The following is a 20,703-nucleotide window of genomic DNA, read 5'->3' on the forward strand; positions in this document are numbered from 1 at the left end:
CGATCGGGAGCGGGCCGTGGGACCGGTCGGGGCGGGACTCGTGGGTGGACGTGGACCGGGTGCTGCGGCTGCATGAGGCGGGGATGCGGAGGGAGGCGTGTGCCTTGGACCGGATGCGGTTCAACTCCGTGGTGCACAGGTTGCGGGAGCGGTACGGATGGGTTTAGGGCTGTTCGGAATGTGCGGGCCCGCTGAACGCACCCGCGCGGCGGAGCCGCATGTGTCGCGGCCCCGCGCCGGTCAGTAGCGCGTGAACGCCCGCTCGAAGGCGCTCCGGATCACTGCTCCCTGCGTGCGGTCCAGCACCCCGAACACCACGTGCTCGAAGTGCCCCTGGAAACGGCCCTCGACCAGCAACGCTCGAAACGCCTCCGCCACCTGCCCCGGATCGTTCCCGAACACCCCGCACCCCCACGCCCCCAGCACCAGCCGGCGGTAGCCGCACGCCGCGGCCGTCTCCAGAACCCGTTCGGCGCGGGCGGCGAGGGACCGGGGCAGCTCGGGGGCCCGATCCGGCGTCGTACGTCGTACCACCGACGCGTTCGGCGCGGCGGCGGTCAGGAATCCGGCGGTGTACGGCTCGTCCAGGAGCCGTCCCCGGTCGTCGCGGAAGACGGGCACGGCCGGTGAGTGGATGACACGGTCCGTGTAGAACGGGTCGCGGTGGTGGTCGTAGAACGCGCGCGCCTCACGGACGCACGCGTACAGCGCGGAGGCCCGGCACAGGGCCTCCTCCTGGGCCTGCGCGCCGTTCAGGAAACCACCCCCGGGGTTTCGCGCGGAGGCGAAGTTCAGGACGGCGACCGGCGGGGCGTCGGCCCGGACCAGCCGTCGCGCGGCCTCCAGGCTGCTCTCCCCGGTGACCTCGATCCGCGTGGGGGCGGGGGTGACCCGCGGCGTCTGGACCGGGTCCGGGCCGAACAGCCGCGTTCCGGCGCGCGCCGCCGCGACGGCCCCTGCGATGGACACCTCGTGCCCGTCGGCCGTGCGGTACACGCCCTTGGCGACGATCTCCTCCGTGTCCCGCGCCAACCCGCGCAGGCGCGCGCTCATGGCGCCTCCCCCGTGTGCGCCATGAGCGCGCCCCGAGTCGTCTCCCCCGCCGTGCTCATGCAGGCATCCTGAGCGATGCTGGTCCTACGCCGCAACGGAGTTTCCTGGTCCGGAACGGGCCGTGAAGGCTGCGGAAACGCGTCGCCGAGTCCCCTGGAGAAGGGGTTTTCGAATTCGGTTCGAATACGGAAAGACACGATGTGCACCCTTGTGCGAACCGGCGTGAGGGTCTTGGGTGAGACGAACCTTGCCGGTCCGGGCCCGTCCGGCACCGGACCGACGGCTGGGTGAAACCTCAGGAGGATCCCGACATGTCCGATTCACCTGGTGACTGTGCGAGGCGACGCCCCGCCGTCACCGAGGTCGAGGTCGAGGCGCTGGTCCGTGGCATCTGTTTCAAGACCGGCCCGCCCCGCACCCTCGGTGTCGAACTGGAATGGCTCGTCCACGAGCTGCGCGACCCGCGGCTCCCCGCATCACCCGAACGTCTCGAAGCGGCCTACGCCGCACTGCGGACCCTGCCCCTCTCCTCGGCGCTCACCGTCGAACCGGGCGGCCAGCTGGAGCTCAGCTCGGCGCCCGCCACCTCTCTGACGGAAGTCATCGGGTCCGTCTCCTTGGACCTGGCCGCCGTCCGCGCCGTACTGCGCGAGGCGGACCTCGCCCTGAGCGGCATCGGCCACGATCCCTGGAACCCTCCCCTCCGTTACCTTCACGAGCCCCGCTACGACGCGATGGAGCAGTGCCTCGACCGCTACGGACCCGAGGGCCGGGCCATGATGTGCTCCACCGCGTCCGTCCAGGTGTGCCTGGACGCCGGGTACGAGGAGCCGGGCCCGCTGGGCTACGGGCGGCGCTGGTGGCTGGCGCACCAGCTGGGCGCGGTGCTGCTGGCGGCGTTCGCCCACTCCCCGGTCGCCGGTGGCCGCGCCACCGGCTGGCGTTCCACGCGGCAGTCCATGTGGGCGGGGATGGACCCCGGCCGGACCAGCGCTCCCCCGCTCAACGGCGATCCGCGGGCGGCCTGGGCGCGGCACGTGCTGGACGCGCCGGTGATGTGCGTCCGGGCCGACGAGGGCCCCTGGGGCGTCCCGGAGGGCATGAGTTTCCGGGACTGGACCCGGGCACAGGATCCGCCAGGTCGTGGGGATCTCGACTATCACCTCACGACCCTCTTCCCACCCGTTCGGCCCCGCGGTCACCTCGAACTGCGCATGATCGACGCCCAGCCCGGCGAGGACGGGTGGATCGTGCCGCTCGCGGTGACGGCCGCCCTGTTCGAGGATCCAGGGGCGGCGGAGATCGCCTACCGGACCGTCAAACCCCTCGCCGAGCGGGCGGGGTCGCTGCCGGCTCCGTGCAATCCGCTGTGGATCGCGGCCGCCCGGTCGGGTCTTGCCGACCCCGAGCTGCACGAGGCGGCGGTCGTCTGCTTCGAGGCGGCCGCCGGGGCACTGCCCCGGCTGGGCGCGAGCACCGAGGTGTGCGCGGCCGTCGCCGCGTTCATCGACCGCTATGTGGCCCGGGGCCGCTGCCCCGCCGACGATCTGCTCGACCTGTTCCACGGGAAGGACATCCGCACATGACCGTCCCCGAGACCACCGAGACGACCGAGACGACCGATCCGGAGACGCTTCGCGAGCGCGCGCTTCAGGCGCTGACCACGGCCCGCGCCCGTACCGCGCTGCTCACCTCCTGCGTCGAGGACCCCGAGCTGACCGCACAGCACTCGCCACTGATGTCCCCACTGGTGTGGGACCTGGCGCACATCGGCAACCAGGAGGAGCTGTGGCTGCTGCGGACCGTCGCGGGGCGTGAGGCGATGCGGCCCGAGATCGACGGGATCTACGACGCGTTCGAGCACCCGCGGGCCGAGCGGCCCTCGCTGCCGCTGCTGCCGCCCGCCGAGGCCCGTCGGTACGCGGCCGAGGTGCGGGGCCGGGCGCTGGACGTGCTGGAGAGCACCGCGTTCCACGGCACCCGGCTCACCGAGGCGGGTTTCGCGTTCGGGATGATCGCCCAGCACGAACAGCAGCACGACGAGACGATGCTGATCACCCACCAGCTCCGCAAGGGCGGCGCGGCCCTGACCGCGCCGGATCCGGAGCCGGTGCCGCTGTTCACGGGACCCTCCGAGGTCCTCGTGCCCGGCGGCCCGTTCATGATGGGCACGTCGACCGAACCCTGGGCGCTGGACAACGAGCGGCCCGCGCACCGACGGCTGGTCCCGCCCTTCCACATCGACACCACGCCGGTCACGAACGGCGCCTACCGGGCGTTCATCGAGGACGGCGGCTACGACGACGAGCGCTGGTGGGCCCCTCAGGGCTGGAACCACATCAAGGCGCACGGCATCTCGGCGCCCCTGTTCTGGCGTCGCGACGGCGGGCAGTGGATGCGGCGGCACTTCGGCGTCACCGAGGCCATACCGCCGGACGAGCCCGTCCTGCACGTGTCCTGGTACGAGGCCGACGCGTACGCCCGCTGGGCGGGGCGCCGGCTGCCCACGGAGGCCGAGTGGGAGAAGGCGGCCCGCCACGACCCGGCCACCGGCCGCTCGACGCGCTACCCGTGGGGCGACGCCGACCCCACGCCGGTCCACGCCAACCTCGGCCAGCGCCATCTGCGCCCGGCACCGGCGGGCAGCTGTCCGGCGGGCGCGTCGCCGCTCGGGGTGCGGCAGCTGATCGGGGACGTGTGGGAGTGGACGTCGAGCGACTTCCTGCCCTATCCCGGATTCGCGGCGTTCCCGTACAAGGAGTACTCGGAGGTGTTCTTCGGTCCCGAGTACAAGGTGCTGCGCGGTGGTTCGTTCGCCGTGGACGCGGTGGCGTGCCGGGGGACGTTCCGCAACTGGGACTATCCGATCCGGCGGCAGATCTTCTCCGGTTTCCGCACGGCGCGGGACGCCTCCCCGGAGCTCGGCTGATGTGCCGCCATCTGGCGTTCCTGGGTCCCGAGGAGCCGCTCGGCGGGCTCCTCGTGGACCCGCCGCACAGCCTGTACCGGCAGTCGTGGGCGCCGCGGCGGCAGCGGTACGGGACGGTCAACGCCGACGGTTTCGGCGTCGGCTGGTACGCGGAGGGCGACCCGGTACCTGCGCGCTACCGGCGGGCCGGGCCGATCTGGGGCGACCAGAGCTTCGCGGACCTGGCCCGGGTCGTGCGGACCACCGGGCTGCTGGCCGCCGTGCGGGACGCGACCGTGGCGGGGGCGGACGGGGAGGCCGCGGCGGCGCCGTTCGCCGCGGGGACCTGGCTGTTCAGCCACAACGGTGCCGTCGCCGGCTGGCCGCACTCCCTCGCGTCCCTCGTACCTTCCCTGCCCCCGGTGGAGCTGCTGTCGCTGGAGGCCCGCTCCGACTCCGCGTTCGTCTGGGCGCTGGTGCTGAACCGGCTGCGTGGCGGTGACGGGGAGGGGCAGGCGCTCGCCGACACCGTCCTGGAGGTCGCCCGGGCGGCGCCCGGTTCCCGCCTCAATCTGCTGCTCACCAACGGCGAGATGATCGCCGCCACGGCCTGGGGCGACACCGTCTGGTACCTGTCCGAGCCCGGCCGTCGCACGGTCGTCGCGTCCGAGCCGTACGACGACGACCCGCACTGGCAGGAGGTACCCGACCGCACTCTGCTCGTGGCGAGCCGTACGGACGTCCTGCTCACCCCGCTGAAGGAACCCGACGACAAGGCGACGGACACCGCTGACACCACTGGCACGCCCGTTCCCCTACGCCACACGGCATCCGACGACAAGGCATCCGCACCACCCAAGGAGCCCATCGCGTGAGCCCGTTCCAGCTGACCCGCACCCTGCCCGAGGACGCCACGGACGCGGCCCTGCGCTCCGACGTCCTGCGCGGCCTCACCGTCCCCCAAGCTCTCGACTCCGCTCGACCAGGGGGGACCCCCATCCCCAAGACGCTGCCTCCGAAGTGGTTCTACGACGCGCACGGCAGCGACCTGTTCGAGCAGATCACCGAACTGCCCGAGTACTACCCGACGCGGGCCGAGCGCGAGATCCTTCTGGCCCGCGCCCCGGAGATCGCCGCCGCGACCGCCGCCCGCACCCTCGTCGAGCTGGGCTCCGGCTCCTCGGACAAGACCCGGCATCTCCTCGACGCCATGCCCGGCCTGCACACGTACGTGCCCGTCGACGTCAGCGAGAGCGCGCTGCGGCAGGCGGGCGAGGCGCTGATCGCCGAGCGGCCCGGCCTCCATGTGCACGCGCTGATCGCCGACTTCACCGCCGCGCTCACGCTGCCGGACACGCCCGAACCGCGGCTCGTGGCGTTCCTGGGCGGCACCGTCGGCAATCTGCTGCCCGCCGAACGCGCCGCTTTCCTGGCCTCCGTACGTGCCCTGATGTCACCCGGCGACGCGCTGCTGCTCGGCACGGACCTGGTCAAGGACGCGTCGGTGCTCGTGGCCGCGTACGACGACGCGGCCGGGGTGACCGCCGAGTTCAACAAGAACGTGCTGACGGTCGTGAACCGCGAGCTCGACGCGGACTTCGACCTCGACGCCTTCGACCACGTCGCCCGGTGGGACACCGAGAACGAGTGGATCGAGATGCGGCTGCGGTCGCGGCGGGCACAGACCGTGAAGATCACGGCGGTGGACCTCGCGGTGGACTTCGCGGCCGGGGAGGATCTGCGCACCGAGGTCTCGGCGAAGTTCCGCGAGAACGGAGTGCGGGGTGAACTGGCCGCCGCTGGGCTGAAGTTGACCCACTGGTGGACGGACCGGGAGGCCCGGTTCGCACTGTCGTTGAGCATGGCGCGGTGACGACGGGGCGTCGGGTTCGGGTCCGAGCGGGGTCCGGACCCGGCGCCGCTGGGCCGGTTGCCGCCGACGCCTCGCGGGCCGCCGCGCTCTGCGGCACCGTGGAGTGACGCGTGGCACACCGGCCACAGCGGAGAGGAGCACCGTATGTCCGACCACACCTACCGCGTCACCGAGATCGTCGGCAGCTCCGCGGAGGGCGTCGACCAGGCCGTCCGCAACGCCCTCTCGCGCGCCTCACAGACCCTGCGCCTGCTGGACTGGTTCGAGGTCACGCAGATCAGGGGCCACATCGAGAACGGCGAGATCAAGCACTTCCAGGTCGGCCTGAAGGTCGGCTTCCGGCTGGAGGACACGGGCTGACGGTCGGGGACCTGGCGCGCGGTGGTCCTCGCGCCGGGGGCGGCGTGAGCGGTCGCCGCCCCGGGGCACGGGCAGGGGTTCAGGCCAGGTTCGCCGCGGCGGCCTTCTCCTGCTCGACGAGCTCTTCGCCGTGGCGCAGGAAGTCGTCGACCATGCGGTGGAAGAGGGAGGCGAGCTGGCGCAGTTCCTCGGGCGACCAGTTGTCCAGGGCCAGTTGCATACCGCGGGCACCGGCGTCGCGGATGCGGTCGACGGCCTCCTGGCCGGTCTTGGTGAGCTTGATGCGCTGGGCGCGGCGGTCGTCGGGGTCGGGGATGCGGTCCACGTAGCCGGACTTCTGCAGCTGCTGCACCTGGCGGGTGACGTGCGAGGCCTCCACGCCCAGCCGGTTGGCGAGCTCCCCCGGACGCAGCGGCTCGGAGTCGGCCATCTGTCGCAGCAACGCCACTGCGGCCCGGTCGAGCGGCACTCCGGCCAGGGCCATCAGGCGTTCATGCTGCCGGGTACGGGTGCTCAGATAGGTGATGCGAGTGAGGGCACGCTCGATCTCGATCACTTCCGGCGAGGCGGGGACGCTGGGGAGCGGTGGTGTGGCCATACGGCAACTTTACCATCTTGTTGCCTTACTCAAGTAAATTCTCGGGCCGCTGTTCACGCGCGCGTGGGCAGCCTGAGGGTGAAGGTCGTCGCGCCGGGCCCGCTGCTCAGCTCGATCGTGCCGCCGTGCGCCGCGACGAGGGAGCGGGCGACCGAAAGGCCGAGGCCGCTGCCGCCGCGGTCACGGCTGCGGGCCTTGTCGACCCGGTAGAAGCGGTCGAAGACCCGGTCCCGGTCGGCGGCCGGGATGCCCGGCCCGGAGTCGGTGACCCTGACCACGGCCGCCGGTCCGGCGGGGCCGGACTCCTCCACGGCCACTTCCACGGCCACCTTCGTTCCGGCCGGGGTGTGCACGGCCGCGTTGGTGAGCAGGTTGTCCAGTACCTGCCGGATCCGCAGGGGGTCGATACGGAGCCGTAGGGGACCGGGGCCCGTCGTCACGGTCAGCGGGTGGTCCGGGCGGCCCGCGCGGAACGCGTCCGCGGCCTGGCGGACCAGTTCGACCAGGTCGGCATCCTGCGGCCGCAGCGGCGTCTCGACCTCGGCGGCGTCCAGCCGGGCGAGCAGCAGCAGGTCGTCCAGCAGGACACCCATCCGGGCAGCCTCGGCGCGCAGCCGGGCCAGGTGCCGGTCCCGCTCCTCGGGGGCGTTGGCCGCCGCGTACTGGAACAGGTCGGCATAGCCGCGCACCGACATCAGGGGTGTGCGCAGTTCGTGCGAGGCGTCCGCGACGAAGCGGCGCAGGCGCTGCTCGGCCTCGGTGCGCACGGCGAGCGCGTCGTCGATGTGCTCCAGCATCGTGTTGAACGCGGTGCGCAGTTCCTCGACCTCGGGGCCGCCCTTGCCGCCGTCGGCGCGCACCGGCAGCCGCGCCGAGTCCGTCGTCAGGTCGTGCGAGGTGATGCCGCGGGCCGTGCGCGCCATCTCACCGATCGGCTTCAGACCGCGCCGCAGCAGCGACCGCCCCAACACCACGAGCGCCAGCAGCGCCGGCGCGAAGGTGATCACCTGGACCGTGATCAGGCGCCCGACAGTGTCCTCGATGTCCTTCATGGGCGCGGCGCTGACGAGGACCACCCCGGGTTCCACCTCGCAGGCCCGCAGCCGGTACAGGCCGTCGCCCTTGAGGGACTCGGTGCGGATGACCTCCGTGTCCGCGGCGATCTGGGCCCGGGCCACCATGGTGAGGTCATCGACGTCCCCGGGTATGTCGGCGGGGTCCTCGGGCCTGCGCAGTGTGGGTATGCCGTCCGACACGTCGTAGACGGCGTAGTACCAGCGGTAGTACTTCTTGCCCTGGAGCGTGCCGCTGTCCGCGATGCTCTTGGACTGGGCGATCTGAGCGAGCTTCAGCTGCTCGTTGAGCTGGGCCGACAGATAGTCCCGCATGTACGTCGTGAGGGCCGTGCCGACGACGGCGAACACGGCCAGCGAGAGCACCCCCAGGCCCAGTGCCAGGCGGGTGCCGAGGGGCATCCTGCGGTAGGTCCGCTTCAGCCGGTCGATCACTCGGTGACCCGCCGCACCACGTAGCCGACGCCGCGGACGGTGTGGATGAGCGGCGCCCCGTCGTCAACAGTGTCGTCGGTGTAGTCGAGCTTGCGGCGCAGCCGGCTGACCACCAGCTCCACCACGTTGGAGCGCCCTCCGAAGCCGTACTCCCAGACGTGGTCGAGGATCTGCGCCTTGGTGAGCACGGTGGGCGACCTGCGCATCAGATAGCGGAGAACCTCGTACTCGGTGGGGGTGAGCGTGAGCAGCCTGTCGCCGCGCCGGACCTCGCGGGTGTCCTCGTCCATCGTCAGGTCGGCGACCTGGAGCAGGGACCGCTGGAAGCCGGGGCCGGCGCTGCGGCGCAGCACGGTGCGCAGCCGGGCCATGAGTTCCTCCACCGCGAACGGCTTCACCAGGTAGTCGTCACCGCCGCGGGTGAGGCCCGCGACCCGGTCGGCGACGCCGTCCCGCGCGGTCAGGAACACCACGGGCACCATGGTCCCGGAAGCCCGCAGCCGGTCGAGCACGCCGAAGCCGTCCAGGTCGGGGAGCATCAGGTCGAGCACCACGATGTCCGGATCGAACTCGGCGGCGTGACGCAGCGCCTCCTCGCCGGAGTTCGCCGTGACCGCGTCCCAGCCCTCGTAGCGGGCGACGGTCGCCACCAGGTCGGCGATGGGCGGGTCGTCGTCCACCACGAGGAGTCGCACTCTTTCCACATGCTCATACTGCTTCACGTCCTCCATGAGGCCACGGCTGCCCCCCGGTTGGACCGGCCGGGAGCACATCGCTAAGAACTTGAAAGTTGACCGACAGCGAAACGACAGCTCCCACCAGGCAGGCTCGGTGTTCCAGGAGCCGAGCGAGGAGTCTGTGTCCGTGACGACTGTCCCCAGCGTCCAGCCGCCGCCGACGGCGATACGTCCCAGGGTGGTGGCCCGCACGGGCCTGTACGCCGTGCTGGCCGCCAACGCGGCCGTGGTGGCCTACTTCTTCGGCCGGGCCGGGTTCGCCTCGAACGCCCTCATCGTGCTGGGCCGGCTGACCGGCCTGTACGGCGCACTCCTGATGGTCTTCCAGCTGCTGCTGGTGGCCCGGCTGCCGTGGCTCGACCGCCGCATCGGCATGGACCGGCTGACGTCCTGGCACCGCCGGGTCGGCTTCGGCATCCTGTGGACGCTGCTCGCACACGCCGTGTTCCTCACCTTCGGCTACGCCGAGTCGTCCTCCCTGGACCCGGTGAACCAGCTGGTCGACCTCGCCGAGACCGTCGAGGGCGTGCTGCGCGCGGTGGTCGCGCTGGGCATCATCCTCGTCGTGGGCGCCGTCTCGGGCCGCCTCGCCCGGCGCCGACTGTCCTACGAGACGTGGCACTTCATCCACCTGTACACGTACGTCGCCGTGGTGCTGGCCTTCACGCACCAGGTCGCGGCCGGTACGACCTTCACGTCGTCGTCCGCGGCCAGGACGTACTGGTACGCCGTGTGGGGCGTGGCCCTCGCGTCGGTGTTCGTGGGCCGGCTGGCGCTCCCGCTGTGGCGGAACTGGCGTCACCGGCTGCGTGTCACGGCCGTGGTGCCCGAGTCGGACAACGTCGTCTCGGTCTACATGACCGGCCGTGATCTCGACCGGCTGCCCGCGCGGGCCGGCCAGTTCTTCCTGTGGCGCTTCCTGACCCGGGACCGCTGGTGGCAGGCCAACCCGTTCTCGCTGTCGGCCGCGCCCGACGGCCGCACGCTGCGGCTCACCGCCAAGGCGGCCGGCGACGGCAGCGCCGCCCTGCGGCACGTGAAGGTCGGCACGCGCGTCTTCGCCGAGGGCCCCTACGGCGCCTTCACCGCGATGCACCGCATCCGGCCGGAGGCCCTGCTCATCGCCGGCGGCGTGGGCGTCACCCCCATCCGCGCGCTGCTGGAGGAGCTGCACGGCCATGCCGTGGTCATCTACCGGGTGGCCTCGGACCGGGACGCCGTCCTCTACGACGAGCTGCGGGAACTCGCCCACGCCAAGGGCGCCGAGCTGCACCTGGTGACCGGGCCGGTCAGCCCCGACAAGCTGGCGCCGGGCGAACTCCTGAAGCTCGTGCCGGACATCACGGACCGGGACGTCTTCCTGTGCGGACCGCCCCCGATGATGAACGCCGTCCTCGGCAGCCTGCGCGAGCTGGACGTGCCCAAACCACAGATTCACTTCGAGCGCTTCAGCCTGGCGGGCTGAGGGAGACGAGGAGAACACCGTGAAGCGAGCACTGTCTGTCCTGGCCCTGACCATCGCGGGCCTCGTCCCCGTGTGGCGTTACGCGCCCGCGGACGGCACGACGACCACGGGGTCCGCCGCCCCCGCCTCGACGCCTTCCGCGTCCACCGGCACCTCGGACTCCTCGGGCCAGGTGGTCGCGGGTTCCACCGTGAACACCGAGAAGGGCGCCGTACAGGTCGAGGTGACCTTCGCGGGTGACGAGATCAGCTCGGTGCGCATGCTGAAGCAGCCGAACCACCCGCAGACCACAGCCGCGGTGCCGAAGCTGATCGAGGAGACCCTGGAAGCGCAGAGCGCCGACATCGACACCGTCTCGGGCGCCACCGTCACCAGCGAGGGCTACAGGGAGTCGCTCCAGGCCACGCTCGACGCGATCGACGCGAAGGGCGCCTGACGTGCGGCGCGTCGAACACGTCATGGGGTTCCCGGTGTCGCTGCGGGTCGACGACGCGGACGTCCCCGAGGCGGCGGTGGACGCGGTGTTCGCCTGGCTGCACGAGGCCGACGCCCGGTTCAGCCCCTTCAGGCCCGACAGCGAGGTGTCCCGGCTGGACCGGGGCGAGCTGTCGGGCGAAGCCCTCAGCACGGACCTGCGGGAGGTCCTCGACCTGTGCGAGCACTACCGGACGGCGACCGGCGGCGCGTTCGACGTGCGGCTGCCCGGTCGCGGCCTCGACCCGTGCGCGGTGGTGAAGGGCTGGTCGGTGCAGCGGGCCGCGGAGCTGCTGACGGCGGCGGGCGCGGAGAGATTCTGCCTCAACGCCGGAGGTGACGTGGCCGCGGCCGACGGTCCGTGGCGGATCGGCGTACGGCACCCCGAACTGGCCGACCGGCTGTGCACGATGCTGGAGATCACCGACGGAGCGGTGGCGACCTCCGCGCGCTACGAGCGCGGCGACGGGCGCACCGGCCGTCCCGCCACCGGCCTGCTGAGCATGACCATCGTGGCGCCCACTCCGACCGAGGCGGACTCGGTCGCCACGGCGGCGTTCGCGATGGGTACGGAAGGCATCGAGTGGGCCGCCTCCCGCGAGGGCTGCGAGGTGTTCGCGGTGGACGCCGAGCGACGGGTGTTCCGTACTCCGGGGCTGCCCGTGGCGGCCTGAGGCTCCTGGGCTGTCCGTGGCGGTCTGAGACTCCGGGGCTGCCCGTGGTGGCCTGAGGTGATTGCCCGGCTCACCAATTCTTGACGCCATCAATCATCGGACAACAGAATGATTGACAATGGCAAGAAGGCCGGGTGTGCAGATCGGGCAACGCCGTGCGGCCGCGAAGTCAGCCCGCTCGAAGGAGTCGTATGTCCCTCCTGGCCCGGCCGGCGGTGGCCTCCTTCGCCGCCAGGATGATGCAGCGCGCCTTTTCGCTGGCCGGCCGACGGGCCGGCGGGCCCGGCTCCACGGCCTCCTGGCTCCAACGCCTCCCCGAGTTCCCGCGCCACACCCGCGAGTTGACGATCCCGACCTCCGTCGCCCCGGCCCCGGCCGTGGTCCACATGCCGGGCTCCCCCGAGGGCGCGCCCCCACCCGTCCACGTCAACTTCCACGGCGGCGGGTACGTCATGCCGGGGGCCGAGATGGACGACGCACTGTGCCGCTGCCTCACCGCGGAAGCGGGCGTCGCCGTGATCAACGTGGACTACGTCGTCGCCCCGCAGCATCCGTTCCCCGCCCCGCCCCGCCAGGCGTACGAGGTCGTCCGCTGGGTCGCCGAGCACGGCGCCGAGCAGGGCTGGGACGGCAGCCGGCTCACCGTGGGCGGCCAGAGCGCCGGAGGCGGCCTCGCGGCAGCGGTGGCCCGTCAGGCCTTCGAGGAGGGCGGACCCTCGATCGCGCTCCAGGTGCTGCACTATCCCCCGCTCGACCTCGCCACCGGCGCCCGCGACAAACGCGCCGCCATCGCCAGGCCGATGCTGCGCCCGTGGATGGCGGACGTCTTCGACAGCGCGTACGTGCCGGATCCACGGCGTCGTTCCGATCGCCTGGTCTCCCCGGCGGGCGCCGCGGACACCGTCGACCTCACGGGTATCGCCCCGGCGTTCGTCATCACGGCGGAGTACGACCTCCTCCGCGCGGAGGGCGGGCGCTACGCCGAGCGGCTCGACCGGGCCGGGGCCCTGGTCGCGCACCACGACGTCCCCAAGGCCGACCACGGCTACGACCTCAAGGACTCCGAGGCCGCCCGCCAGGTCTACGCCCTGATCGCGGACCACGTGCGGCGGGCCACCCGCGCGGGGGCCGACGCGGACGGGTGAGGCGGCGGCGAGCCGGCTTTCAGTGGTGCTCGCGTGCTTGTGCGGGCGCGTCTCGCGCCCAGCGGTCGGTGGTGACGTACAGCTCCGGCGAGGAGGCGGTGCACCGCAGATTCAGGAGCGTGCCGCCAGGACGCTGACCGCGTTCGCGGCGACGATCGCCGCGATGCTCGCCCACTCAGGGCCGCCCAGGCCCTGCCCGAGGACGACCCAGCCGACGGCGGCCGCGAGGACCGGGTTGACGCTCATGAAGAGACCGAAGGCACGGGCCGGTACGCGGCGCAGGGTGAACACGTCCGCGAGGTACGGCACGGCGGAGGAGAGGACACCGGCGGCGACGGCGTACACGACGGACCCGGCCGTGGGCGGGTGCTGGACCACGACGACGGCGCCGACCGGCAGGAACATCAGCGCGGAGACTCCGGCGGCGGCAGCCGGTCCCTGTGCCCCGGGGATCCTCCGGCCGACGGTGCGGTTGAGCAGGATGTACGAGGCCCAGCAGACGGCGGCCAGCAGGCCGAGCCCCATCCCCGGATAGTCGGTCGAGGGCTGGGGCCGCATGAGGGTGACGGCTCCCGCGCCCGCGACCACCGCGCAGCACGCGTCCAGCCGGCGCCGGGCCCCGGCGAGGGCGATGGTGAGCGGTCCCAGGAACTCCAGGGTCACCGCCAGGCCCAGGCCGACGCGGTCGATGGCGCTGTACAGGGACAGGTTCATCGTGCCGAACACCAGGGCCAGCAGCAGCACCGGACGCCACTGCCACCAGGTGAAGGCGCGCAACCGGGGGCGGCCGACGGCCACCAGGACGACGGCGGCGACGTACTGGCGTACCGCGACCACGCCGACCGGGCCGAGCACGGGGAAGGCGAGGGCCCCCGTCGCGGCGCCGACCTGGTTGGACAGACCGCTGGCGACCATGGTCACCACCCCGGCGAGTCGCTGCCGGTCGTGTTCCGGTTCCTGGGCCACGGCGGCGGTTGTGTGCGTGGGAGTCACCGGGCCTGCCGCTTTTGCATGCATGTCCCGATCGTGGCCGGCCTCACCGCTTGCGCAAAATGCATCCAGTACTCCATCCATACGCTGGAGTCATGGATGCTGAAGTGATGGATGTGGAACTGCGACAGTTGCGCTGTCTCGTCGCGATCGTCGAGGAGGGCACCTTCACGGACGCGGCCATCGCGCTCGGTGTCTCCCAGGCAGCCGTCTCCCGCACGCTGGCCTCGCTCGAACGGGCCCTCGGGGTACGGCTGCTGAGGCGGACCTCCCGCGAGGTGAACCCGACGACGACCGGTCTGCGCGTGCTGGCGCACGCCCGGCGGGTGCTCGGTGAGGTGGACGATCTGGTGCGGGAGGCCACGTCGGGCCACACCCGGCTGCGGATCGGGTACGCGTGGTCGGCCGTCGGCCGGCACACCCTGGCGTTCCAGCGCCGCTGGCGTGCCACGCACCCCGAGACGGACCTCCAGCTCGTACGCGTCAACTCCGCTACGGCCGGGCTGGCGGAGGGGGCCTGCGACCTCGCCGTGGTCCGCAGGCCGCTGGACGGACGCCGGTTCGACTCGGTCATCGTGGGGCTGGAGCGGCGGCTGTGCGCGATGGCCGCCGACGACCCGCTGGCCCGCCGCCGCGCCGTCCGGCTCGGCGACCTCGGCGGGCACACCCTGCTCGTCGACCGCAGGACCGGCACGACCACCGAGGAACTGTGGCCGCCCGACGCGCGCCCGGCGACCGAGGAGTCGCACGACGTCGACGACTGGCTCACCGTCATCTCCACCGGCCGCTGCTTCGGGGTCACCGCCGAGTCGACCGCCCACCAGTACCCCCGGCCCGGCGTCGTCTACCGGCCGGTGCGCGACGCCGAGCCGATCCCCGTGCTGCTCGGCTGGTGGCGGGACGACCCGCATCCCGCCACCCACTCCGCGATCGAACTGCTCACGGACCTCTATCGCTCCGCCTGAGCCCCGGCCCTACGGGGTGCTCACCGTGCTTCCGGCTGAGAGCCCAGGTCAGGTCGCCGTGGCGGCCCCGGTCCTGGTCAGCCGCAGCACCGTGCCCTCGCCGTTGGCCGAGAGGAGCAGCGCTCCGTCAGGGGTGGCGGCGAGGCCGGCGAAGCGGACGGCCACGCCGGGCATGCCGTCGGCGAACAGCGCGGGCTCGGTGCGGGGTACGACGCCCGGGGGCGGTCCGACCGGCAGGTCCTCCGCCTCGGTCCGGCTCTCCCCCGTGGTCAGGGAGATCGCCCGGAGGGTGCGGTGCCCGGTCTCCACCGTGAACAGTTCGTCGCCCAGGACCGCGAGGCCCTGCGGTGCGCCGAGGCCGTCCGCGACGACCGCCGTCGTGCCGTCCGCCTCGATCCTGAGCACCGCCCCGAGCCGGTCCTCGCTCACGTAACAGCGCCCCGCCCCGTCGAAGGCCACATCCACGGGGTGGTCGAGCCCCTCGGCGAGCACGGTGACGGTGTCGCTGTCGTCGACGGCCACGACCCGGCCGGCGTCCGTCTCGGCGACGACGAGCGAGCCGTCCGGTCCCACCGCGATGCCCAGGGGCCGCTGAAGCCCGGCCGCCCGTTCCCGTGTGGTCCCGCTCTCGGGGTCGTAGGTCTGGACGTTGCCGTACTGCGAGGTGAAGTGCAGCAGTTCGCCGTCGGCGGTGAGGCCGTGGTGGAAGTGCAGCAGGTTGTGCGTGGTCACACCGCCCGGCCCGGTGCCGTCCGGGCCGTCGTCCGGCTCGCCCTCGTGGGTGACCGCGGGGGTCGCCAGCCGGTAGTGGTCGGCCGCGTAGACCGTGCCGCCGAGGTCGATCGTCACCCCGTAGGGGCCGTCGAGCCCGCGGGGCACGATCTCGCGTATCCGGCCGTCGGGGTGCATCTCGGTGACGCCGCCACTGGAGTAGCTGGAGACGAACATCCGGTTCTCCGCGTCGAACGCCGCGTTGTCCAGCCCCACCACACCACTGGTGACGAGGGTGCGGGACCCGCTGCCGTGCAGGTCGATGCGGGTCACGATGCCTTCCACACCGCGCGACAGCACATGCAGGACACCGCCCTGGTCGAAGCGGACCGCGACCGGCTGGTGCACGTCGTCCGCGACCAGTTCGGGTGCGCCGCCGTCCGGGGGTATCCGCCAGACCTGGCCGGTCAGCAACGGGTTCTGCCCGCTCATCATGTGCGGGTAGTACAGGTGGCCGTCCGGGCCGAGCTGCATCGCGTTGCCGAGGGCCAGCCCCTCGGTGAGGACCACCGGGTCGCCGCCGTCCGGGAACAGCTCCAGCAGCCGGCCGCCCGGCTTCATCTCGTTGACGAAGAGCCGGTCGCCGACGCACGTGATGCCGTTCGGGTTCGCCACCTCGCCGGAGACGAGGGTGTACTCACCGCGCGGGCTGCGCCGCCACACCCGGCCGGGCACCAGGTCGGAGATGTACATCGAACCGTCCGCGCCGAAGGCCAGGTCGTCCGGAGACTGGACCGGGCTGTCCATCGGTACGACCACCTCGACGTCCCCGGTGGCGGGCTCCACGGCGCTGATCTGTCCGGCGAGGAACTGGGCGACGTACAGCCGCCCGTCGGGGCCGAACGCGACACCGTTGGAACCCCACAGCCGGTTGGGCGGGTTGAGCCGCATCGCCTCCCAGTGGGTGCTGACGGGCCGGCTGCTGCCGGTCTCGTCGAACCGGCTGGGGTGCGCTGCGGTTGTCTCTGCCATCGTCTCGTTTCCCTGCCGCTTCACTCGGCATCGACCAGGACGTCGCGCATACCGCCGTCGGCACGCCAGCGCCGCAGCAGTTCGTGGAAGGCGACCGGGCCATCACCGAACGACTCGCTGCGCTCCCTCGGCATGCCCTCGTTGTTGTAGTAGCCGGGGGTGCACTCGGCCTGGAACTTGTGCAGATCGGCGGCCTTCTCACGGATCGTGGCCACCCAGGCGTCCTCGGCCTCGGCGGTCGGCTCGACGTAGCGGACCCGCCGCTTGCGCGCCTCGGCGACGACCTCGGCGACGTGCGTGGCCTGCTCGTCGAGGATGTGCACGTAGTTCACGGCGGAGGCGTTCTGCAGCGGGCCGAGCTGGAACAGGTTGGGGAACCCGTGGCTGAAGAACCCGTGCAGCGTCTTCGGGCCGCCGTTCATCCAGGAGTGCAGCAGGTTGACGCCGCCCCGGCCGTGCACCGGCAGCCGCCCGGACAGGATCCCGGAGACGCCGACCTCGAAGCCGGTCGCGAAGATGACGCAGTCGACCTCGTACTCCACCCCGCCGACCACGACGGCGTTCTCGGTGATCTCGTCGACGCCGTGGCTGTCGGTCGTGTCGACCAGGGTGATGTTCGGCCGGTTGAAGGTCTGCAGGTAGGTGTCGCTGAACGTGGGCCGCTTGCACATGTAGCGGTACCAGGGCTTGAGGAGCTCGGCGGTCCCAGGGTCCTCGACCATCGCGTCCACCCGGTCGCGGATCTCGTTCATCTTCTGGAAGTCGGCGATCTCGTACAGCCGCTCCCGCTCCTCGGACGGGACGTCCGTGTACGCGTTGGTCGGGATCAGCTTCTCCTGCAGCCGGGCGCTGCTGGTCCACGAGTCGTCCACCAGGTCCTCGTCCACCCGGACGCCGGTGACGACCTTGAGGAAGTTCTCCATCCGCCGCTTCTGCCAGCCCGGCTCCAGCGTCTTGGCCCACTCCGGGTCCGTGGGGCGCTGGCCGCGGACGTCGACCGAGGACGGCGTGCGCTGGAACACGTACACCTGCTGCGCGTCGGCCCCGAGGTGCGGCACGACCTGGATGGCGGTGGCGCCGGTGCCGATGAGGGCGACGCGCTTGTCGGCGAGCCCCGCCAGGCCGCCGCCCGAGTCACCGCCGGTGTAGTCGTAGTCCCAGCGGCTGGTGTGGAACGTGTGCCCCTTGAAGGTCTCGATTCCGGGGATGCCGGGGAGTTTCGGCTGGCTGAGCGTGCCGCTGGAGATCACCACATGGCGCGCACGCATCTCGTCGCCGCGGTCGGTGGTGACGGTCCACTCCAACTCGGTGTCGTCCCAGCGCAGTTCGGTCACCTGGGTCTGGAAGCAGGCGTCCCGGTAGAGGCCGAAGTGCCGGCCGATCGCCCTCGCGTGCTGCCGGATCTCCTCGCCCGGCGCGTACTTCCACTTCGGGACGTAGCCGACCTCTTCGAGCAGCGGCAGGTAGACGTACGACTCGATGTCGCAGTGGATGCCCGGATACCGGTTCCAGTACCAGGTGCCGCCGAAGTCCCCGGCCTGTTCGATGACCCGGATCGACTCGACTCCGGCCTGGCGCAGCCGCGCGCCGGCGAGGAGGCCGCCGAAACCGCCCCCGATGACGATCACCTCGACGCGGTCGCGCAGCGGCTCCCGCTCGGCGAACTCGGTGTACGGGTCGTCGGCGTAGGAGCCGAACTCGCCGCCGGTGGTGCGCTGGTACTGCCGGTTGCCGTCGGGGCGGATCCGGCGGTCGCGCTCGGCGCGGTACTTCGCGCGCAGGGCATCCGGGTCGAAGCCCAGTTCCTCGGGGGTGAGGGGGGTGTCGGCGGACGGAGTGCGGGGGGTGGACATGCTGTCCTCTTCTCTTGTGTCCTGTGTCCTCGGCTGATCACGGGAATACGCCTGACCGGACGCCGGGCCCGGGCGTGGGCGCGGCGTCCGGTCGGCGTGATGGTTCAGTGCCGCATGTGCCGGCGTACCCAGGCGGCCTGCCCGCCGTCGACGAGGAGATCGGTGCCGGTGATGAACCGCGCCTGCGGACCGGTGAGGTACGCGACGGCCTCGGCGATCTCCCCGGGTGTGCCGGTGCGGCCGGCGCCGCAGTCGTCGAGCATCCTGAGCATGTGTTCGCCGCTGGGCGACTCGGCCTCGGCCTGCGACATCGCGGTGGAGATCACGCCGGGGCTGACGGTGTTGACCGTCGCCCCGCGCTGGTTCCAGGCGAGCGCGGCCGCTTCCACCCGTACGTGGTTGGCGCGCTTGGACACCATGTAGGCGGTGCCCGCGTCGTCTCCGACGGCGGCGACGGCGTCGAGCCCGAGGAGGTCCTCGGCCGGAGCCGTGGCGAGCCCGGCCTCGTCCTCCCGGCTCAGCGAGGCGTAGTGGCCCGCCATACTGGAGATCACCACGAGCGAGGTGCCGCGCGTGGCCACCTTCTCGAACGCGTCGATCACATGGACCGTGCCGAGGAGGTTGACCTCCAGGATCGTCCTCGCCGACGCGGTTGCCGGGGAGACGCCCGCGGTGTGCACGACGGCGGAGAGGCGGCCCTCGCCGGCGGCCTCCTCCGCGAGCTTCTCGACCGAGACGCGATCGGACACGTCGGTCAGTACCCCGTGTACGGCATAGCCCTCGGAGGTGAGCGCGGCCACGGCCAGGTCGAGCTGTGCGCGCGAGGCCTCGGCGAGGAACAGGGTCCGCCCGCTCCCCAGGCGGCGCGCGATGGCCGTGCCCATGCCTCCCGCGCCCGTGACCACGACCACGTCGCCGCGCTCGTCAGTGGGACGATCCGCCATGGCGGCCTCCTTGATGTCAGCGGTCATCGCCGGTGTCTCCTACGGGTACGGCCTCACGCCAGGTCGCGCCGGTCGCGATGGCCTGGCGCCACGACCGGATCGCCTTGGGCGGCATACCGACGGCGAGGGTGCCGGTGAGCCGGTCGCCGGTGCGGTAGGCGGCCACGAACCGGCGCTCCTCCAAGTCCCCTTCCACGACGGCGACTTCGTCGTGGCCACGCAGGTAGCCGTACGCCTGGATCTTCATGTCGTACTGGTCGGACCAGAAGTACGGCACCGGCGCGAACGGCTTACGGGCCTCGGGCCGCAGGAGGTTGCGGGCGGCGGCCATGCCCTGTTCGGCGGCGTTGGTGCGGTGCTCGATCCGCATGGGCACCCCGAACAACGGGTTGTACCAGCGGGCGACGTCACCGGCGGCGTACACGTTCCGGGCGGCCTCGCAGTACTCGTCGCAGTTCAGCCCGTCGCCGATGGACAGGCCGCTGTCGGCGAGCCACTCGGTGTTGGGCAGCGAGCCGATGGCGACCAGCACCTCGTCGGCGTCGACGAGTTCACCGCCGGCGAGCCGTACCCCGTCCTCGGTCACCGCGGTCACGGTGACTCCGGTGCGCAGGTTCACCCCGTGGTCCAGATGGGCCCGCGACAGCACCTGCCCGACCTCGTCGCCGATCGCGTGGGCGAGCGGCACGGGCGCCGGTTCCAGCAGGGTCACCTCGGCGCCGAGCCGCGACGCCACGGCGGCGGCCTCCGCCCCGAGGAACCCGGCGCCGACGACGACCACCCGTGCTCCGGGCTCCAGCCGGTCCCGCAGGGTGACGGCGTCGTCGAGGGTGCGCAGCACATGGGCGCCTTCACCGGGCAGCCGGCGCGGGCGCACCCCGGTGGCGACCACGAGACCGTCGTACGGCACCGTCGAACCGTCCGCCAGACGCAACCTTCGGCCCGGCACGTCCAGCCCGGTCGCGGCGATGCCGAGACGCAGGTCGAGATCGAGGGCGCCGAGGTCGGCCGAGTGGCGCAGCGCCAGCCGCTCGGGGCTCCACTCACCGGCCAGGAGCTGCTTGGACAGCGGCGGGCGGTCGTACGGGGCGTGCGGTTCGTCGCCGATGAGGGTGAGCGTGCCGTCGTAGCCCTCGCGGCGCAGCGTCTCGACCGCCGCGAGTCCTGCGGCCGAGGCGCCCACGACGACGATGCGCCTCACTCCTCCACCAGCCGGATCGCCGCCGCCGGGCAGATGGCCACGGCCTCCCGGACACCGTCGAGGAGTTCCTCGCCGGGCCTCTCCTCCAGCAGGATCGCGACGCCGTCGTCTTCCCGCTGGTCGAACACCTCAGGGGATGCCATGACGCACTGCCCCGACGCCACGCATTTCGGCTCGTCCAGTTCCACACGCATGGTCTGCTCCTCGGTCAT

The 20,703-nt window shown here is 72.1% G+C and carries 20 protein-coding genes and 1 pseudogene; 11 read left to right on the forward strand and 10 right to left on the reverse strand.

Annotated features, from left to right (window positions below; genetic code table 11):
* A pseudogene (locus tag FPZ41_RS48295) lies at positions 1–167 on the forward strand (type II toxin-antitoxin system PemK/MazF family toxin); the annotation flags it as partial.
* 73 nt (positions 168–240) lie between these two features.
* On the opposite strand, the gene FPZ41_RS15945 reads toward FPZ41_RS48295, so the two are convergent.
* On the reverse strand, positions 241–1,053 hold the full coding sequence (locus FPZ41_RS15945; protein ID WP_152863176.1) for a TIGR02452 family protein: 813 nt from the start codon (positions 1,051–1,053) through the stop codon (positions 241–243).
* A 311-nt stretch (positions 1,054–1,364) separates the two neighbouring features.
* Between FPZ41_RS15945 and egtA the strand changes: the two genes are divergently transcribed.
* The 5 genes from egtA (at position 1,365) to FPZ41_RS15970 (ending at position 6,194) form a co-directional block, all read left to right on the forward strand.
* Positions 1,365–2,639: an ergothioneine biosynthesis glutamate--cysteine ligase EgtA gene (egtA, locus tag FPZ41_RS15950; protein ID WP_152863179.1), complete on the forward strand. Its 1,275-nt coding sequence runs from the start codon at positions 1,365–1,367 to the stop codon at positions 2,637–2,639.
* Positions 2,636–3,982, forward strand: coding sequence for an ergothioneine biosynthesis protein EgtB (gene egtB, locus FPZ41_RS15955; RefSeq protein WP_152863180.1), 1,347 nt, complete (start codon positions 2,636–2,638; stop codon positions 3,980–3,982). The genes egtA and egtB overlap by 4 nt, the downstream gene beginning before the upstream one ends.
* Positions 3,982–4,836 carry an ergothioneine biosynthesis protein EgtC gene (gene egtC / locus FPZ41_RS15960; RefSeq protein WP_152863182.1) on the forward strand — a complete coding sequence of 285 codons (855 nt, stop codon included), beginning with the start codon at positions 3,982–3,984 and terminating at the stop codon, positions 4,834–4,836. Before egtB ends, egtC begins: the two co-directional genes overlap by 1 nt.
* The gene (gene egtD / locus FPZ41_RS15965) at positions 4,833–5,834 is read left to right on the forward strand and encodes an L-histidine N(alpha)-methyltransferase (protein ID WP_322620290.1); all 1,002 of its coding nucleotides are present in this window, start codon (positions 4,833–4,835) and stop codon (positions 5,832–5,834) included. The genes egtC and egtD overlap by 4 nt, the downstream gene beginning before the upstream one ends.
* A gap of 144 nt (positions 5,835–5,978) precedes the next feature.
* On the forward strand, positions 5,979–6,194 hold the full coding sequence (locus FPZ41_RS15970) for a dodecin (RefSeq protein ID WP_152863184.1): 216 nt from the start codon (positions 5,979–5,981) through the stop codon (positions 6,192–6,194).
* 79 nt (positions 6,195–6,273) lie between these two features.
* Here the strand turns inward: FPZ41_RS15970 and FPZ41_RS15975 are convergent, their stop codons facing one another.
* Genes FPZ41_RS15975 through FPZ41_RS15985 form a run of 3 tightly spaced genes read right to left on the reverse strand, consistent with a single transcriptional unit; the run spans position 6,274 to position 9,004 of the window.
* Positions 6,274–6,792: a MarR family winged helix-turn-helix transcriptional regulator gene (locus FPZ41_RS15975; RefSeq protein ID WP_152863186.1), complete on the reverse strand. Its 519-nt coding sequence runs from the start codon at positions 6,790–6,792 to the stop codon at positions 6,274–6,276.
* A 53-nt stretch (positions 6,793–6,845) separates the two neighbouring features.
* Complete coding sequence (locus tag FPZ41_RS15980) at positions 6,846–8,300, reverse strand: sensor histidine kinase (RefSeq protein ID WP_322620291.1); 1,455 nt, start codon at positions 8,298–8,300, stop codon at positions 6,846–6,848.
* A complete protein-coding gene (locus FPZ41_RS15985; RefSeq protein WP_322620292.1) occupies positions 8,297–9,004 on the reverse strand; it encodes a response regulator transcription factor in 708 nt (235 codons plus the stop codon). Before FPZ41_RS15985 ends, FPZ41_RS15980 begins: the two co-directional genes overlap by 4 nt.
* Before the next feature lie 160 nt (positions 9,005–9,164).
* On the opposite strand from FPZ41_RS15985, the gene FPZ41_RS15990 reads away from it, so the two are divergent.
* The 4 genes from FPZ41_RS15990 (at position 9,165) to FPZ41_RS16005 (ending at position 12,795) form a co-directional block, all read left to right on the forward strand.
* Entirely contained in the window at positions 9,165–10,502 is a 1,338-nt protein-coding gene (locus FPZ41_RS15990; protein WP_322620293.1) for a ferredoxin reductase family protein, read from the forward strand.
* Positions 10,503–10,521: 19 nt separating this feature from the next.
* Positions 10,522–10,938, forward strand: coding sequence for an FMN-binding protein (locus FPZ41_RS15995; protein WP_322620294.1), 417 nt, complete (start codon positions 10,522–10,524; stop codon positions 10,936–10,938).
* 1 nt (position 10,939) lies between these two features.
* The gene (locus FPZ41_RS16000) at positions 10,940–11,650 is read left to right on the forward strand and encodes an FAD:protein FMN transferase (RefSeq protein ID WP_322620295.1); all 711 of its coding nucleotides are present in this window, start codon (positions 10,940–10,942) and stop codon (positions 11,648–11,650) included.
* Positions 11,651–11,841: 191 nt separating this feature from the next.
* Positions 11,842–12,795: an alpha/beta hydrolase gene (locus FPZ41_RS16005; protein ID WP_152863190.1), complete on the forward strand. Its 954-nt coding sequence runs from the start codon at positions 11,842–11,844 to the stop codon at positions 12,793–12,795.
* 111 nt (positions 12,796–12,906) lie between these two features.
* On the opposite strand, the gene FPZ41_RS16010 is transcribed toward FPZ41_RS16005, so the two are convergent.
* Positions 12,907–13,710 carry an EamA family transporter gene (locus FPZ41_RS16010; RefSeq protein ID WP_228022771.1) on the reverse strand — a complete coding sequence of 268 codons (804 nt, stop codon included), beginning with the start codon at positions 13,708–13,710 and terminating at the stop codon, positions 12,907–12,909.
* Positions 13,711–13,895: 185 nt separating this feature from the next.
* Between FPZ41_RS16010 and FPZ41_RS16015 the strand changes: the two genes are divergently transcribed.
* A complete protein-coding gene (locus FPZ41_RS16015) occupies positions 13,896–14,750 on the forward strand; it encodes a LysR family transcriptional regulator (RefSeq protein ID WP_152863244.1) in 855 nt (284 codons plus the stop codon).
* A 48-nt stretch (positions 14,751–14,798) separates the two neighbouring features.
* On the opposite strand, the gene FPZ41_RS16020 is transcribed toward FPZ41_RS16015, so the two are convergent.
* The 5 genes from FPZ41_RS16020 to FPZ41_RS16040 form a co-directional block, all read right to left on the reverse strand.
* Positions 14,799–16,493 (reverse strand): SMP-30/gluconolactonase/LRE family protein, encoded by a 1,695-nt coding sequence (locus FPZ41_RS16020; protein WP_152863193.1) that lies wholly within the window; start codon positions 16,491–16,493, stop codon positions 14,799–14,801.
* A 20-nt stretch (positions 16,494–16,513) separates the two neighbouring features.
* A complete protein-coding gene (locus tag FPZ41_RS16025) occupies positions 16,514–18,346 on the reverse strand; it encodes a flavin-containing monooxygenase (protein WP_152863195.1) in 1,833 nt (610 codons plus the stop codon).
* Between the two features lie 104 nt (positions 18,347–18,450).
* Positions 18,451–19,317, reverse strand: coding sequence for an SDR family oxidoreductase (locus FPZ41_RS16030; RefSeq protein ID WP_322620296.1), 867 nt, complete (start codon positions 19,315–19,317; stop codon positions 18,451–18,453).
* Positions 19,307–20,491 carry an NAD(P)/FAD-dependent oxidoreductase gene (locus FPZ41_RS16035; protein ID WP_322620297.1) on the reverse strand — a complete coding sequence of 395 codons (1,185 nt, stop codon included), beginning with the start codon at positions 20,489–20,491 and terminating at the stop codon, positions 19,307–19,309. The genes FPZ41_RS16030 and FPZ41_RS16035 overlap by 11 nt, the downstream gene beginning before the upstream one ends.
* Entirely contained in the window at positions 20,488–20,685 is a 198-nt protein-coding gene (locus FPZ41_RS16040) for a ferredoxin (RefSeq protein WP_152863199.1), read from the reverse strand. Before FPZ41_RS16040 ends, FPZ41_RS16035 begins: the two co-directional genes overlap by 4 nt.
* Positions 20,686–20,703: the final 18 nt, after the last annotated feature.

Origin of the sequence: Streptomyces acidicola (assembly GCF_009377235.1) — a bacterium.
GTDB classification, from domain to species: domain Bacteria; phylum Actinomycetota; class Actinomycetes; order Streptomycetales; family Streptomycetaceae; genus Streptomyces; species Streptomyces acidicola.

Bases quoted from the DNA above. Each gene is read 5' to 3' on its own strand.
- FPZ41_RS15945 (WP_152863176.1), bottom strand. From the start codon at position 1,053: ATGAGCGCGCGCCTGCGCGGGTTGGCGCGGGACACGGAGGAGATCGTC.
- egtA (WP_152863179.1), top strand. From the start codon at position 1,365: ATGTCCGATTCACCTGGTGACTGTGCGAGGCGACGCCCCGCCGTCACC.
- egtB (WP_152863180.1), top strand. From the start codon at position 2,636: ATGACCGTCCCCGAGACCACCGAGACGACCGAGACGACCGATCCGGAG.
- egtC (WP_152863182.1), top strand. From the start codon at position 3,982: ATGTGCCGCCATCTGGCGTTCCTGGGTCCCGAGGAGCCGCTCGGCGGG.
- FPZ41_RS15970 (WP_152863184.1), top strand. From the start codon at position 5,979: ATGTCCGACCACACCTACCGCGTCACCGAGATCGTCGGCAGCTCCGCG.
- FPZ41_RS15975 (WP_152863186.1), bottom strand. From the start codon at position 6,792: ATGGCCACACCACCGCTCCCCAGCGTCCCCGCCTCGCCGGAAGTGATC.
- FPZ41_RS16005 (WP_152863190.1), top strand. From the start codon at position 11,842: ATGTCCCTCCTGGCCCGGCCGGCGGTGGCCTCCTTCGCCGCCAGGATG.
- FPZ41_RS16010 (WP_228022771.1), bottom strand. From the start codon at position 13,710: ATGGTCGCCAGCGGTCTGTCCAACCAGGTCGGCGCCGCGACGGGGGCC.
- FPZ41_RS16015 (WP_152863244.1), top strand. From the start codon at position 13,896: ATGGATGTGGAACTGCGACAGTTGCGCTGTCTCGTCGCGATCGTCGAG.
- FPZ41_RS16020 (WP_152863193.1), bottom strand. From the start codon at position 16,493: ATGGCAGAGACAACCGCAGCGCACCCCAGCCGGTTCGACGAGACCGGC.
- FPZ41_RS16025 (WP_152863195.1), bottom strand. From the start codon at position 18,346: ATGTCCACCCCCCGCACTCCGTCCGCCGACACCCCCCTCACCCCCGAG.
- FPZ41_RS16030 (WP_322620296.1), bottom strand. From the start codon at position 19,317: ATGACCGCTGACATCAAGGAGGCCGCCATGGCGGATCGTCCCACTGAC.
- FPZ41_RS16040 (WP_152863199.1), bottom strand. From the start codon at position 20,685: ATGCGTGTGGAACTGGACGAGCCGAAATGCGTGGCGTCGGGGCAGTGC.